This is a genomic window from Sphingobacterium mizutaii (assembly GCF_900187125.1).
Classification (GTDB): Bacteria; Bacteroidota; Bacteroidia; order Sphingobacteriales; family Sphingobacteriaceae; genus Sphingobacterium; species Sphingobacterium mizutaii.
The window spans coordinates 3144457-3158572 of sequence record NZ_LT906468.1 but is presented as its reverse complement, the minus strand read 5'-3'; the positions used below and the strand labels follow the sequence as shown (position 1 = coordinate 3158572).

Annotated in this window: 12 protein-coding genes; 6 read left to right on the top strand and 6 right to left on the bottom strand. The window is 40.4% G+C overall.

Annotation, left to right across the window (positions count from 1 at the left end; genetic code table 11):
* The first annotated feature begins 282 nt into the window (after positions 1 to 282).
* Positions 283 to 444 (top strand): hypothetical protein, encoded by a 162-nt coding sequence (locus tag CKW03_RS20475; protein ID WP_169919009.1) that lies wholly within the window; start codon positions 283 to 285, stop codon positions 442 to 444.
* 366 nt (positions 445 to 810) lie between these two features.
* Here the strand turns inward: CKW03_RS20475 and CKW03_RS13700 are convergent, their stop codons facing one another.
* Together CKW03_RS13700 and CKW03_RS13695 are read right to left on the bottom strand one after the other, a co-directional pair.
* On the bottom strand, positions 811 to 2070 hold the full coding sequence (locus CKW03_RS13700) for a PQQ-dependent sugar dehydrogenase (protein WP_093097946.1): 1260 nt from the start codon (positions 2068 to 2070) through the stop codon (positions 811 to 813).
* Positions 2071 to 2100: 30 nt separating this feature from the next.
* Positions 2101 to 2613 carry a YqgE/AlgH family protein gene (locus tag CKW03_RS13695; protein WP_236736487.1) on the bottom strand — a complete coding sequence of 171 codons (513 nt, stop codon included), beginning with the start codon at positions 2611 to 2613 and terminating at the stop codon, positions 2101 to 2103.
* A 186-nt stretch (positions 2614 to 2799) separates the two neighbouring features.
* On the opposite strand from CKW03_RS13695, the gene pdxH reads away from it, so the two are divergent.
* The 3 genes from pdxH to CKW03_RS13680 are packed head-to-tail and all read left to right on the top strand — an operon-like array spanning position 2800 to position 5143.
* Complete coding sequence (gene pdxH, locus CKW03_RS13690) at positions 2800 to 3453, top strand: pyridoxamine 5'-phosphate oxidase (protein ID WP_093097942.1); 654 nt, start codon at positions 2800 to 2802, stop codon at positions 3451 to 3453.
* Positions 3454 to 3455: 2 nt separating this feature from the next.
* On the top strand, positions 3456 to 3947 hold the full coding sequence (locus CKW03_RS13685) for an NADH-quinone oxidoreductase subunit C (protein ID WP_093097941.1): 492 nt from the start codon (positions 3456 to 3458) through the stop codon (positions 3945 to 3947).
* Between the two features lie 2 nt (positions 3948 to 3949).
* On the top strand, positions 3950 to 5143 hold the full coding sequence (locus CKW03_RS13680) for an NADH-quinone oxidoreductase subunit D (protein WP_093097939.1): 1194 nt from the start codon (positions 3950 to 3952) through the stop codon (positions 5141 to 5143).
* Positions 5144 to 6446: 1303 nt separating this feature from the next.
* Here the strand turns inward: CKW03_RS13680 and CKW03_RS13675 are convergent.
* The gene (locus tag CKW03_RS13675; RefSeq protein ID WP_093097938.1) at positions 6447 to 6764 is read right to left on the bottom strand and encodes a GNAT family N-acetyltransferase; all 318 of its coding nucleotides are present in this window, start codon (positions 6762 to 6764) and stop codon (positions 6447 to 6449) included.
* Positions 6765 to 6869: 105 nt separating this feature from the next.
* A complete protein-coding gene (locus CKW03_RS13670; RefSeq protein WP_093097936.1) occupies positions 6870 to 8645 on the bottom strand; it encodes an AMP-dependent synthetase/ligase in 1776 nt (591 codons plus the stop codon).
* Positions 8646 to 8958: 313 nt separating this feature from the next.
* On the opposite strand from CKW03_RS13670, the gene CKW03_RS13665 reads away from it, so the two are divergent.
* Entirely contained in the window at positions 8959 to 10734 is a 1776-nt protein-coding gene (locus tag CKW03_RS13665) for an aromatic amino acid hydroxylase (protein WP_307724210.1), read from the top strand.
* Here CKW03_RS13665 and CKW03_RS13660 read toward each other — a convergent pair.
* Together CKW03_RS13660 and CKW03_RS13655 are read right to left on the bottom strand one after the other, a co-directional pair.
* Complete coding sequence (locus CKW03_RS13660; RefSeq protein WP_093097935.1) at positions 10720 to 11616, bottom strand: flavin reductase family protein; 897 nt, start codon at positions 11614 to 11616, stop codon at positions 10720 to 10722. The two genes, CKW03_RS13665 and CKW03_RS13660, sit on opposite strands and share 15 nt — an antisense overlap.
* Before the next feature lie 21 nt (positions 11617 to 11637).
* The gene (locus CKW03_RS13655; RefSeq protein WP_093097933.1) at positions 11638 to 12621 is read right to left on the bottom strand and encodes a fumarylacetoacetate hydrolase family protein; all 984 of its coding nucleotides are present in this window, start codon (positions 12619 to 12621) and stop codon (positions 11638 to 11640) included.
* Between the two features lie 333 nt (positions 12622 to 12954).
* On the opposite strand from CKW03_RS13655, the gene CKW03_RS13650 reads away from it, so the two are divergent.
* Positions 12955 to 14112 carry a homogentisate 1,2-dioxygenase gene (locus CKW03_RS13650; protein WP_093097931.1) on the top strand — a complete coding sequence of 386 codons (1158 nt, stop codon included), beginning with the start codon at positions 12955 to 12957 and terminating at the stop codon, positions 14110 to 14112.
* Positions 14113 to 14116 lie beyond the last annotated feature (4 nt).

Sequence of the window (14116 nt, the reverse complement as noted above, 5' to 3'; positions counted from 1 at the left end):
CAAAATGTAGTGGACATTATCGTACAGATTCTTCACGGATCGTTCAGAATTGGAAGTGTACTAAGGAGGGGTTTTTCAGAAAATATTTCACCCACACTGTGGGTTATCCGATTAACGATCCGATTTTCTACAAAGATGTCACCCCCTTTCAGGAGTTCCCAATTTCTACATACATTTATCCTTCCGAAGGAAGCACTTTAGCCTCCGGCTCATTTCCAGTGGCGGAAAAATGGAAAGAATGCCGATGACTTGTGCGATGGGATTGGCCTTGGAATGCTTTCAATGGATCATCCCAACAAAAGGGATGATCCATTGAAAGATATTCCCGACAATAAGGCATTCTTTTCATGTGAGAGGGGCTGTGCGAAAAGTCACCTTAAATGGGCCGAAGCCTTTTGGTTACTTTTGGGCTCCAAAAGTAACGATGAGATCGGTAATCCTTAAATAGGAAGGTTTTACGGATTCGAGTTGTTTTTGGTATCCGTGAGCTCCTTCGTCGGTTTGGTTACTTTTGGGCTCCAAAGGTAACGAAGAATCTATATTTTGCTTTTTTATTAACTAAATTACATTGCCCAGAGAAAGCAGAATATGACATCAACGGGCGAATGCAATTCGCCCCTACGTAGCAAGAAAAATTCTTCGGTTCACCTCCAGATCTTGGTCTATCCGCTCATCCTCGTCGGGTGAGCCGTACCCTGAGCGGAGCCGAAGGGGAGTCGAACCCAATCTTGGTTCAAAAAAATGGGCGCCCTAAAGCGCCCATTTTCATTATCCTTAAAAATACCTTTATCAAGGCATTCTCAAATTATCTTACTTTTTGTCGACCTTATATAATTTACCGCCATCAGTAACACTGTACAATGCTCCATTTTTACCTTGGATAACATCCCTAAAGCGTTCACCTTTATCCGATAATAATCTTTCCTCGCCAACAACTTTGTTGTCTTTGATGACCAAACGTGCGATATGCGTACTACTCAATCCACCTATGAATAGGTTGTTTTGCCACTCTGGTACATTTGTGCCTGTGTAGAAGGTCATACCACTTGGTGACAATACCGGATCCCAATAGTAAACAGGTTGCTCCAGGCCATCTTTTTGTTGGATAGGTGGGTTACCGATTTTATCTCCCTTGTATTCGATACCATAGGTAATTGTAGGCCAACCATAGTTGTTTCCTGCTTTGACTAAGTTGATCTCATCACCACCTCGAGGACCGAATTCAGAGTCCCAAAGATCTCCGGTTACAGGATTGAAAGCCAAACCTTGAACATTTCTATGTCCGTAGCTATAGATCTCTGGTTTAGCATCCCCTTTACCAGCAAATGGATTGCCTGCTGCCGGTTTACCATCGGTCGTGATTCTTAAGATCTTACCTAATGCTGAATTTAACTGCTGTGCTTGCGGACGAGTTTCAAGATCTGAACGCTCTCCAGTAGACACAAATAAGTTACCTTCTTTATCAAATAAGATACGGCCACCATAGTGCAGCTTACCATTATAGGTAGGTAACGCTTGGTAGATTACTTTTGCACCTTCAATGCTTTTTTCGTCCTGTGATAGTTTACCTTTTGCCACTGCTGTATGGTTACCACCAGATACCGGTTCAGCAAATGTCCAATAAACCATTCTATTGTTTGCAAAGTCTGGATCTAGGGTGATGCCCAGTAATCCACCTTGACCTTGTGCATCCACTTTAGGGATACCGGAAATTGCTTCGCCAATGGTTTTTGCATTTGGGTCTACGATACGCATGGTACCTTCTTTTTCGGTGATCAAAAGGCGGCCATCAGGAAGTTCTGCAATTCCCCATGGACTTTTTAATCCCTCAACAACCACTGCAGCTTCAAAAGGTGAAGTGGTTTTTACGCCTGCGATCCGGGTTTGTCCCTCAAATGCCGGCTTGTAATCTGTATTTCCTGGTTTTGTTTCAACAGGTGGGTATTTCGTTGTGTCTTGTACGACTGCGGTTGAATCCTGTGGTTCTGTACCATTTGAATTTGCTCCCGAACAAGCCACGAACGCTGTAGTTGCTGCCAAAAACAATGCGTTTGAGAAGTGTTTCTTCATGTTGGTTGATTTATGTTTATTTGTTGTTTATCAATTGAATTCTGGTCTTTTTGGGAAATTTGCCACATGTGCATATTTCGGACCCATGCTGATCAAAGCTTCTTTCCACAGGTTTTCCCCGTCGGTAATAAAAGCTAAATCAATATTAAATGAATTGTGTACAGCCCAAGAGTTCTGTTTGATCTCTCCATCCAGTTGACCTGGGCTCCATCCTGAGTATCCTAAGAAAATCTTGACTTCTTCACTGCTGATCAAATTTTCGTTGATCAGGTATTTCAAACGGTCAAAATCCCCACCCCAATAGAGATCATCTACGATATGGGTGCCTCCCTCGATTTTCTCATTGGCTTTGTGGACAAAGAAAAGCGCATTTCCTTCCACTGGTCCGCCAAAATATAAAGGGATTTCAGAATTATCAACGTCTTCCAGGACATCCGATAGCATAAGCATGGAGCGATGGTTAAGGATCAATCCGACGGTGCCATCGTTTTCATCATGCTCGCACAACAAGATCACTGAGCGTTCAAAATTCTGATCCAGCATGAAGGGCTCAGATAAAATTAGACTGCCGCGTTTTGGGATATATTCGTTGAACATAACAGAATAGATGTGTTTATACCAAATTTATAGAATATCATTATTAATCCACTGTAAAATAGCAATAATTTTTCATTTCATTTTCTATAAAAAATGGATATTATGTTAAGTTTGTAGGAAATATCCTTTGCCATGTCCATTGAACATAAAGAAATTGCCGCCATTCGGGAAGACTATGTGAAAAGCAGTTTGAGCGAATCGGACGTGCAGAAAAATCCAATCGAACAGTTTCAAAAATGGTTTGATGAAGCCATGTCCTCGCAGGTTACTGAACCTACGGCCATGGTCCTTTCTACCGTTGCTGAAAATGGTTGCCCTTCTTCCAGGGTCGTCCTTTTGAAGGATATTAAAGCCGAAGGACTCAGCTTCTTTACCAATTACAACAGTAGGAAAGGGCAGGAGATCATCCAGAACCCGCGTGTTTCAGCGCTATTTTTCTGGCCTGAACTGCAAAGACAGGTCCGTTTTGAAGCTGAAGTGGAAAAATTACCTAAAGCAGATTCTGACGAGTATTTTTCCATTCGCCCTAGAGGCAGCCAAATCGGCGCCATTGCCTCGCCACAAAGTGCCATTATCCCTGACCGGGAAACCCTAGAAAAAAGGGTGGCTGAAGTGGAAAAGGAAATGGAAAATGTTACTGAAGTCCCAAGACCTGAATTCTGGGGCGGATTCCTTTTAAAGCCTGTTCGTGTTGAGTTTTGGCAGGGTAGAGGCAGCAGGCTCCATGATCGGATTGTTTATATTAAAGATCATGCTGACTGGACCATCAACCGTTTAGCCCCTTAACAATGATTCAAGAAATAAAGAAACATCTAGAAGAATACGTACATATAGATGCGGTTCAGTATCTGCAAGAGCATGGTCTTCAACCCGCTCTATATATTGCTCCAGAACATCTGAAGGCAGTCTGTTTTTTTCTACGTGATAATGAAAACTATTATTTTGACTTCCTGGCCAATATTACAGCAGTAGATTATTTCCCCCAAGAATATTTTGAGATAGTCTATAATCTCACATCCATTCCATTCCAAAAGCAGCTCACCTTGAAGGTAAAACTTAATGCTGTGCGGGATTTGAATGAATTACCTGAAGTTCCCTCTGTTTCTGAGGTATGGAGAACGGCGGATTGGCATGAGCGCGAAGCTTATGACCTGATGGGCATTTTCTTTGCGGACCATCCCGATTTGCGTCGCATCCTGATGCCTGAAGATTGGGTGGGTTATCCGCTTCGAAAAGATTATCAAGATCCTGAAACTTATCATAATATCCCGATCAAATAGTTATGAACGAAAGATACCTACAAGCTAATAAAAACTATCAGGATAAGATTAATACAGTTTCCTCTCAAGAAATGGTTATCAACCTCGGTCCTCAGCATCCATCTACGCATGGTGTTTTGAGATTGGAACTGATCACCGATGGCGAGATCGTCAAGGAAATCATCCCTCACATGGGCTACCTGCACCGTTGCTTTGATAAACATGCAGAGTCCATGAATTACGGAAAGACCATTCCCTTTACGGATCGTTTGGATTACCTCGCTTCAATGAACAATGCCCATGCCTTTGTAATGGGCGTAGAGCGCATGTTAGGTATTCAAGATAAAATCCCAAAACGGATTGAATACATCCGTGTACTAGTGACTGAACTGAACCGTATTGCTTCCCATTTGATTGCCATAGGGACCTATGGTATCGATATTGGGGCATTTACTCCATTTATGTGGTGTTTCCGAGATCGGGAGCATATCATGAATATGTTGGAATGGGCTTCAGGTTCTAGGATGCTCTATAATTATATCTGGGTAGGCGGATTGTTCTATGATATTCCCGTCAACTTTGAAGAACGTTGCCTGGAGTTTATCAATTACTTTAAACCAAAATTGGTTGAATTGGATGATCTGTTGTCCAATAACCAGATTTTTATCAAGCGTACTGCCAATATCGGTGTTTTACCAGCTGATGTAGCTATTAATTATGGCTGTTCTGGCCCTATGTTAAGAGGTTCGGGTATCAAATGGGACCTTAGGCGGGTAGATGGTTACTCGGTTTATCCTGAATTAGATTTTGAGATCCCTGTAGGAAAAGGTGAGATGGGCGCTGTAGGAGACTGTTGGGATCGTTATAAGGTCAGGGTAGATGAGGTCAAAGAATCTGTCAAGATTATTGAACAATGTTTGCCAAGATTGATGAGTGATTTCAAGAGAACACCTGACTTTGACCCTCGAGGAATGGTTCCAAAGAAAGTCAATCTAAAAGCTCAAGAATATTATGTGCGAGCTGAGAATCCAAAAGGAGAATTAGGCTTCTATTTCGTCACTCAGGAAAAAACGGATATCCCGAAGCGAGTGAAAGCGAGAGGGCCAAGTTTCAATAATCTTTCGGTATTGCCCGAACTTGGAAAGGGAGTCCTTATCGCCGATTTGATCGCCATTTTGGGTTCAATCGATATTGTGCTTGGTGAAGTCGACCGTTAAAATAAAACCGCATAAAAACGCAAATTGTATTAGGAATAATCTTTTTAATAACTATATTTGCTATCTCATAATTTAAGTTTATAATTGGTTAATAGTTAGGGGAGCAATTGCCAGATTGCTTCCCTTTCTTTTTGGTCTAACGCTAATTAAACAATGTTCTCTTACTTATTTTTTGATATATAATTTGGAACAAAAAAAGGCCTTGGCAAATTTTGTCCCGGATTGGGGATTCTTTTGGTCTTATTCGAGACATATTCGGGAAGCTTTGCGAGATTTCAAAATATGCCTCGAATGAGGTAGCATTAAAACTGTTAAAAGCTCATGGATCTAGAAAAACGCAAACATGCATAAAATGGAAAAGGGGGAGGTGAAACCCCAGCGGGGGTGAAATGTTTTTCAATACACTTTTTCTGTCATCCAGCAGGGGCACCCGAAGGGTCTCGGAAATATCCACTCTTTAATTAAAATAGTTCCCTCTTCTTACGATTTCGAGATGACCTATTTTCCTAAAAAAACAAAAATAGATTCTTCACTTTGTTCTGAATCCCTCTCAGGAATCTCCAATTCTGAACGAATAGTGAAGAATCTGTACGTAAATGTCCCAGACGTTCCTGTCATCATCCATCGAAGATGGATGACCTGTTCGTTTACTCAAATAATTGGTAGTCAGTCATTTGTTTTGTATTGTTCCGAGATCCTTTCTGCGTCAGGATGACACGTTTGTTAAATCTGTGTTTGTAGGTATTTTGACCTATATTTTCTCTTCAGAAGAATATTTTTTATCCACCATACATCCCCAGCGGGGATGAATTATTTTAGCATGGATGGTAAACAATAAAGGGGTAATGCAAAAACGATGTTCGATTAATCGAACATCGTTTTTGCGCGACTTCCAGGCTAACGTGCCATGTCTGCTAAAATAATGGAACCCCAAATGGGGTTCTATATTAAAAAAAACAAAAGAGCTAATAGATTTTCATTGGCAATATGCTGTCATCACCTTCCGATAAATTTAGCCCAAATTTTTACTTCTCAGAATGACGCTGGAAAATGAAAAATAAATATATGTGATCGGCATTTCGCCAATGATCTTGGTCCATCCTCCAATCCCGAACATCCTGGTTCAAAACGGTTGTATCATGACTGATAATCAGTCATTTGTCTTGTAATTTTCCGAGATCCTTCCTGCGTCAGGATGACGCTGGAAAATGGAAAAACATATGAGATAGGCATTCTGCCAATGATCTTGGTCCATCCTCCAATCCCGAACATCCTGGTTCAAACATTACAAAATAAAAATATTTTACAATTCATTGAATTTTGGGAACCTTGGGGAAACCAATTCCTTCCATTCTGGGTTTTTCTTGATATAGGCGAAAACATAGGGACAATATGGAGATACGGTCTTTCCTGATTCCTTGATGTAGTGTAATGTTTTTTCTACTATGGCAGCTGCGGCACCGCTCCCTGCCAATTCAGAAGGTGCTTCGGTATGGATCAAGGCAACAGTACTGCTTGTTTCTTTGTAGTCAATGAAAGCTATATGGCCATCGACATCTAATTCAAATCTGCTTTTTTCTTCGTTTTTCTTTAGGGGGAGGTTGATAAATTTATCTTTCATACCGAATCAACAAAAATTTAAATGTATAGTTTTTATTCTTTGGCAAAATTAAACCTATACATTTAAATCTTGATTGATATATGTTAAGAAATAGTAATCATTTCATTAATCAGCCAGGTGGTACAGCTCTTCGAATTCTTTTTTGTATTTCTCAAGGATTACCTTTCGCTTCATTTTAAGGGTAGGGGTCAGCTCACCGTTTTCAATCGTGAACTCATCAGAAAGAATGATCGGTTTTTTGATCTGTTCCCAGTTTCCAAAATGTTGGTTTGCCAACTGAACTTCCTTGTTGATTTTGCGTAAGACTTTCGATTCGGTCAGGAACTGGTCCTTTGGCATTCCTTTTAGTTCTGGAGCTTCATTTTTAGACCAATCTTGTAGATGGGCATAGTTCGGGACAATAAAGGCTGAGGCAAACTTCTGCCCATCGCCAATTACCATGGCTTGCTCTATATAATTAGATTCCAATAATTTCTTTTCGATAGGTTGTGGCACTACATACTTACCGCCGGAAATCTTGAACATTTCTTTTTTACGGTCTATGATCTTCAAGAATTCTTCATCCTCCCAAACGCCGATATCGCCAGTATGTAACCAACCATCAATAATGGTTTTGTCAGTCTCTTCCTTGTTCTTGTAATAGCCTTGCATAACATTGGGGCCTTTGACCAAGATCTCGCCATCATCAGCCAATTTAATCTCCACATATTTCACTGCTAATCCCACAGTTCCGATACGGATCCCTTTCAGGTAATGGTTTACCGAAATCAAAGGTGAGGCTTCAGTCATTCCATATCCTTCGTAAAGAGGAATGCCTGCTGCTAGAAATACTCGGGCAAGTTTGGCCTGTAAGGAGGCACTCCCTGAGGCTACAGTTTGAAGATGTCCACCTAAAGCTTGGTACCACTTGTCTAGGACCAGCTTCTTGGCCAATTTCAGCTTGAAGTTATAGCCAAAACTTCTTTTTTCCGGATTAGGATCGAATTGTTCTGCTACTTCAACAGCCCAGTCGAAAATCTTACGTTTCATACCGGTCAATTCCATGCCGGTTTTCATGATTTTCTCGTAGACCTTCTCCAAGATCCTAGGTACGGCCGTCATGATATGAGGTTTTACCTCATTGATATTCTGTCCAATTTTGTCCAAGGATTCTGCGATATGGATGGTAATACCAATGTACATATAGGTATAGATTACCATTCGTTCGTAGGCATGGCAAGGCGGTAAGAATGTCAATGCACGATCGTAGGCTTTACAGGGCGTGATCTCTCGTGCAGCTTCCACATTGGAAATAATATTATGATGGGTCAACATCACACCCTTTGGTTTTCCGGTCGTTCCAGAAGTATAGATGAGGGTGGCTAAATCGGTATGTTGGATATTGGCTCTCAGTTCTTCGATTTTTGAATCTGGAATATGGGCTCCAACGGTTCTCAATTCATCCCAGTTGCGCACATTTTCGTTTTTCTCGATACAGAAAATATACTTCAGAGTATAGATTGAATCATTTAATTGGGTCAATCTATGGTATAAGCTTTTGTTACTAACGATGCAGAGCTTTATTTCGGCATCATTAAAAATAAATTGGTAATCTGTATCACTGATATTAGGATAGATGGCGACCACTACAGCGCCAATCTGCTGTATAGCGAAATCGACGATATGCCATTCAATGCTACTATCTGCAATTAATCCAACTTTGTCGTTTGGTTTAACACCAAGTTCAATCAATCCTTTGGAGATAGCGTTTACTTGTTCCAAGAATTCTACAGAAGTCAAGGTTTTCCATTCCCCTTCTTTTTTATGCGCAAACATATTGAGGTCTGGAAACAGGTTTACTTGCCTCAAGGCAAGATCAAAAAGTCTAAGATTTTCAATCATAACATACAAAAGCCTGTCTTTCAAGTTTATCGACAGGTGGCTTAACCAAGATAACAGTAATCTGGGATAAGAAGTTTTGCAAAAGTATGAAATTGTTGCGTTTAGCCTTAATAAATTTGTTTTTCGGTAGTGACCATGACTTATTTATCCCCCTGCATTGCGAAATAATTTCTAGGAATTATTGTAAATTGCCTATCCAAAGGAACCAATGTAAACAGTAAAATAAACGTCAGATTTGAAGGCTTTTCAAGGAATTGACCTTAAAGTCTTTTGTTTGTATAGTTAAATTTTTTAATTTCGTTTAAACTTAATTATGATGAATAGCTACGATAATCCCGTCTTAGAGCAATTGCCCAAACATCTTCAAAGATACGTCGTCGAGCAAAATTATGAGCGTTATTCTGCCTTAGATCAGGCCATTTGGCGTTATGTGATGCGCCAGAATTATGCTTATCTGAAGGACATTGCCTATTATCCCTATATTCCTGGATTGACCAAGGCCGGACTAACCATTGAGCGGATCCCGAATTTACAATCTATGAACGATAGTCTCAAAAAGATAGGTTGGGGTGCCGTGACAGTGGATGGCTTTATTCCTCCTGCAGCCTTTATGGAATTCCAGGCACATTGTGTGTTGGTAATTGCAGCAGATATTCGACAGATTGAACATATTACCTATACACCGGCTCCGGATATCATCCATGAATCTTCCGGCCATGCACCCATCATTGGGGAACCTGAATACGCCGCCTATTTGCAGCATTTTGGGGAAGTAGGTTCTAAAGCGATGAGTTCAGGTAAGGATTTTGAGTTGTATGAGGCTATTCGGGCTTTATCCATTGTTAAAGAAAGGGAAGATGCCACTGTAGAAGAAATCCAAGCAGCAACAGATCACTTTAATGCTATATCAAGTAATATGGGTGAACCATCAGAAATGGCCTTATTGAGCAGGTTGCATTGGTGGACGGTGGAATATGGATTGATCGGAAGCGTTGAAGACCATAAGATTTATGGTGCGGGATTATTATCATCTATCGGTGAAAGTGCCACTTGTATGCAACCTGAGGTCAAAAAATTACCTTACAATATGGATACTCTTCAGTTTTCATACGATATCACTAAGCCGCAACCGCAATTGTTCGTCACGCCTGATTTTAAACATGCCTACAATGTGTTGGAGGAGTTTTCAAAAACGATGGCTTTTCGGGTTGGGGGTAAGGAAGCGATGGAGAAAGCCATTGATAGCAATAATATTTGTACCGTTGAATTAAGTTCTGGTTTGCAGGTGTCCGGTGTATTTACCTCTATGTTTTTGGGAGAAGATTTAATTGCAATCAAAACTAAAGGTCCTACTGCCTTGGCTTATCAGAATAAGGAATTGAAAGGGCATGATAAACATTATCATAAGGATGGATTTAGCTCTCCAATCGGATTGCTATTGGGTAAGCGATTGCCTTTGGAAGAATGTAAGGAATCTGATCTGGAAGGTTTGGGTTTAATTGTAGGGATGCCAGGTTCACTATATTTCAAATCGGGAATACTTGTTTCAGGTCAGGTAAAGTCCTTTGTTTTCAATGCGGATGGTTTATTGCTGATGGTCAGCTTTGAGGATTGTACTGTTGTGCATGAACCAACAGGTCAAGTGCTGTTCCAACCTGAATGGGGTACCTACGATATGGCGGTTGGGACAGAAATAAAATCCGTCTATGCGGGGGCTGCTGATAAATTTGCCTTTGATCCTGAGATCAATATTTCAGAAATTAAAACGGTTAAACAGCATTGGACTGAAGAGCAAAAAGAGCTTCATGGGATCTATGGTGAAATTAGGATTTTAAGGGAAGGAAATGGAGGCATTCATAAGCTATCTACGTTCATTGATGAATTATTGGAGCAATTTCCCAATGATTGGTTAGCGATTGTGGAACTTTATGAATTAGCTATCCATGAGGGTGAAAACGAATTGGAGGAAAGATTGGAAGTCATATTAAAAGAAAAGGCCAAGAAAAATCCTGACCTTGAAAAATTAATATCAGATGGAATAAGACTTGCACAAACTCAACCAATCAATTTGGAATTAATGTACCAATAAGACTTGCCAAGCTTTTTCTATTTGTTCTTCATCCAATAATTTGGCAGCATAGCGCTGTAGCTCATTATTCAATTGGATTTGATCATTTTCCCACATACTTTTTAAGTTATGGATCTGTTCATCCTCCATTATGCTTTCTTCAAATGTAGGGATGGCTTCAATATTTGCCAAGAGGCCTAATTGGTTTCCAGTCAATATGGATGAATTGCGGATATGTTCAGGTAATTGATCCACTCCAATACCCAGTTTTCGAAGGGGTTTTGGAACTTCAAAAAGATTGTCTTTTGTAACTCGGCAATACCAATCGCCACCCAATCTTGCGACCAGATCAAGGGCTGCTTGATCCATGTTATCATTTTCGTCCAGTAAGTAACTTTTGATATGCATGTTGACCACTTCGGCGATGACCAAATTTCCGGTTCCTCCACCTTCTTGGATCGTGATAATTTCCCTTACCTTACATTCCAACTGAACTGGAGATTCAGCTACCCTAGGGGGGCTGATCAGCTCCGAGGGAATAGGCGTAAATCCGGATTTGTCAAATTCGTTAATCTCCTTCGCATATTCGGTACTGGCTAAGGACTGTTGCTGTACCATATCGTAATTTACAATATTGATGACTACTTCGGGTACTTCACGGATATTATCCAAAGTATGTTTATCCTTTCCATCGCGAACCCGAGTAAGTGGTGAAAAGACACAGATCGGAGGGTTCTGGGACATGAAATTGAAATAGCTGAAAGGGCTAAGATTCACATTTCCTGCTTTATCTATGGTTGAGGCAAAGCAAATCGGCCTTGGAGCCACTGCGTACTTTATTAAAGTGTCGAATACTGAACCGTGTGTCTCTTGGTTGAATGTCTTTGTTTCGTTGAACTGCATATAAATCTTTTTATTGATTGATTATTCAGATAGATCTTCTTGGTAGATGGTGTTTTCAAGTTTCCCAAGAGCCGTTACCTCCATGCTGATCCTATCATTGGGTTGGATCCAGATTTCTTGATAAGCGGGGTCCTTGCGTTTTCCGGTTCCATTAATTTCTAATAGACATCCAGTTCCAACTGTTCCAGAGCCGATAATATCTCCTGGGTAGAGGGTAACGCCATAAGACGCCCTTTCAATAATCTCGGCAAAGGTCCAGTTCATGCTGGCCAGGCTTCCTTCAGAAACCAGATTATCATTGATCCAACATTTCATTTTCAGGTCATAAGCATTTCCGGTATGTCCAGGCAATGGTTCTGTTCTATAATTCTCCAATTCGTCTAGGGTGACTAGAAAGGGTCCAAAGCTGCTTGCGAAATCTTTTCCTTTGGCCGGGCCTAGATTAAGCTTCATTTCTTGCATTTGCAGATTTCTGGCACTTAAATCATTAAGGATCATAAAGCCGGCAATATATTGATCGGCTTCAGCAGCTTTGATATTTCTTCCTTTTTTATGGATGACGATCGCCACTTCCAATTCGAAGTCCATTTTTTCAAAGTGCTTGGGCATGCAATACACTGGCCCGGGACCTTGTATGGCCTGATGGTTGGAGAAGTAGAAAACGGGGAATTGGTCAAATTCAGGAATCATTTCCAATCCGCGATTCAAGCGTGAGGTTTCTACATGTTGTCTAAATGCGTAAGCGTCACGGAATGAAGTAGGATTGGGTACTGGAGCAAGCAGGGTAATTTCAGAAAAGCTATTGCCTTGATTTTGAAAATCTTCGATTTTTTTAAATTCTTGTAGCTCTTTTTTCGCCATATCAAGTCCTTCTTGGCCAAGCTGAAGTAATGCTAAGCTGGAATTGGGGAGCTGATTGGATATTATATGGCTGGGAAAGACCAAGTTATCAATGACAAAACCTAGTTGTTCGTTGCCATTTTCCAAGTATGTTACGATTTTCATAATGAAATTTTGAATTCTCCGCTTATTTAATTGTCAAGGTTATAATTTTTCTATGCCGGGAAATTAAATTTCATAATACCATATTTATTTTCCCAATATTTATGTAAATATAAAATTATAAAGGGTATATTTGAAATAATACATACCATTATGAACATTACCAACATAAAGCCAAAGAACCTTCCAAAAGGTTTAATGCCTTATATCAAGGCATTGATAGCTGATGTTGTTTTCGCTCAATACTAATACCAAAATTAATTCTTTTTCAAAGTGATATCTAGCCATAGGCTATGTAATTCAATCATATTATAATCATTTTTTAAACTTAGTATTATGCCACTTTATCATCAGTTGGGTAAAATTCCCCCAAAAAGACATACAGTTTTCAGAAAGGACAATGGAGAATTGTTTTCTGAGGAATTGGTATCGACCCATGGGTTTTCGAGTGTTTATTCCTTGGTGTATCATTGCTATCCACCAACCATCGTAAAGGAAATCCGAGAACCTTATGATGTGAACCCTAAAATTGCTAGGGAAAAACATTTGAAGCATACCAGTTTACGAGGTTTCCAGGTGAAACCTAAAGCAGATTTTTTAGAGAGTAGGACCCCAGTCTTGGTCAACTCCGATCTACATATATCCTTAGCGGCACCACAAAAATCCATGGACAGCTATTTCTATAAGAATAGCCAAGCGGATGAGGTGATATTTGTCCATGAGGGTTCCGGAACCTTAAGGACAGGCTATGGAGAACTCCCATTTGCTTATGGCGATTATCTGGTGATTCCTAGAGGAGTTATCTATCAGATTGATTTTGACACGGATAAAAACCGATTGTTCATTGTGGAGTCCTTTGAACCGATCCGAACTCCTAAAAGATATAGAAATGAATTCGGGCAATTGATGGAACATTCTCCGTTTTGTGAGCGAGATATCCGTAGGCCTCAGAATTTGAAAACCTTTGATGAAAAAGGAGATTTTGAAATCAAGATCAAGAAACAGGGATTAATTTATCCTTATGTCTATGGAACCCATCCATTTGATTTTGTTGGTTGGGATGGATACCATTACCCTTGGGCATTCTCCATCCATGATTTCATGCCGATAACCGGTAAGTTGCACCAGCCACCTCCAGTACATCAAACCTTTGAAACAAACTCCTTTGTTTTATGCAGTTTCTGTCCTAGGATGTATGATTATCATCCTGATTCCATTCCTGCTCCTTACAACCATAGCAATGTAGACTCCGATGAGGTTCTCTATTATGTGGATGGGGATTTTATGAGCAGAAAGTCTGTGGAAAGAGGACAGATTACCTTACATCCAGGCGGTATTCCACATGGACCACATCCAGGCACCGTGGAGAAAAGCATAGGACAGACCAAAACGGAAGAACTGGCAGTCATGATCGATCCGTTTAGGCCATTGATGCTTACCGAAGAGGCATTGCAGATTGAAGATCAGGACTATTATAAATCATGGTTAAACTAACCTA

What these genes read in the sequence shown, in the direction of transcription:
- CKW03_RS20475 (WP_169919009.1), top strand. Translation starts at nt 283, where the DNA reads ATGGATCATCCCAACAAAAGGGATGATCCATTGAAAGATATTCCCGAC.
- CKW03_RS13700 (WP_093097946.1), bottom strand. Translation starts at nt 2,070, where the DNA reads ATGAAGAAACACTTCTCAAACGCATTGTTTTTGGCAGCAACTACAGCG.
- CKW03_RS13695 (WP_236736487.1), bottom strand. Translation starts at nt 2,613, where the DNA reads ATGCTGGATCAGAATTTTGAACGCTCAGTGATCTTGTTGTGCGAGCAT.
- pdxH (WP_093097942.1), top strand. Translation starts at nt 2,800, where the DNA reads ATGTCCATTGAACATAAAGAAATTGCCGCCATTCGGGAAGACTATGTG.
- CKW03_RS13685 (WP_093097941.1), top strand. Translation starts at nt 3,456, where the DNA reads ATGATTCAAGAAATAAAGAAACATCTAGAAGAATACGTACATATAGAT.
- CKW03_RS13680 (WP_093097939.1), top strand. Translation starts at nt 3,950, where the DNA reads ATGAACGAAAGATACCTACAAGCTAATAAAAACTATCAGGATAAGATT.
- CKW03_RS13675 (WP_093097938.1), bottom strand. Translation starts at nt 6,764, where the DNA reads ATGAAAGATAAATTTATCAACCTCCCCCTAAAGAAAAACGAAGAAAAA.
- CKW03_RS13670 (WP_093097936.1), bottom strand. Translation starts at nt 8,645, where the DNA reads ATGATTGAAAATCTTAGACTTTTTGATCTTGCCTTGAGGCAAGTAAAC.
- CKW03_RS13665 (WP_307724210.1), top strand. Translation starts at nt 8,959, where the DNA reads ATGATGAATAGCTACGATAATCCCGTCTTAGAGCAATTGCCCAAACAT.
- CKW03_RS13660 (WP_093097935.1), bottom strand. Translation starts at nt 11,616, where the DNA reads ATGCAGTTCAACGAAACAAAGACATTCAACCAAGAGACACACGGTTCA.
- CKW03_RS13655 (WP_093097933.1), bottom strand. Translation starts at nt 12,621, where the DNA reads ATGAAAATCGTAACATACTTGGAAAATGGCAACGAACAACTAGGTTTT.
- CKW03_RS13650 (WP_093097931.1), top strand. Translation starts at nt 12,955, where the DNA reads ATGCCACTTTATCATCAGTTGGGTAAAATTCCCCCAAAAAGACATACA.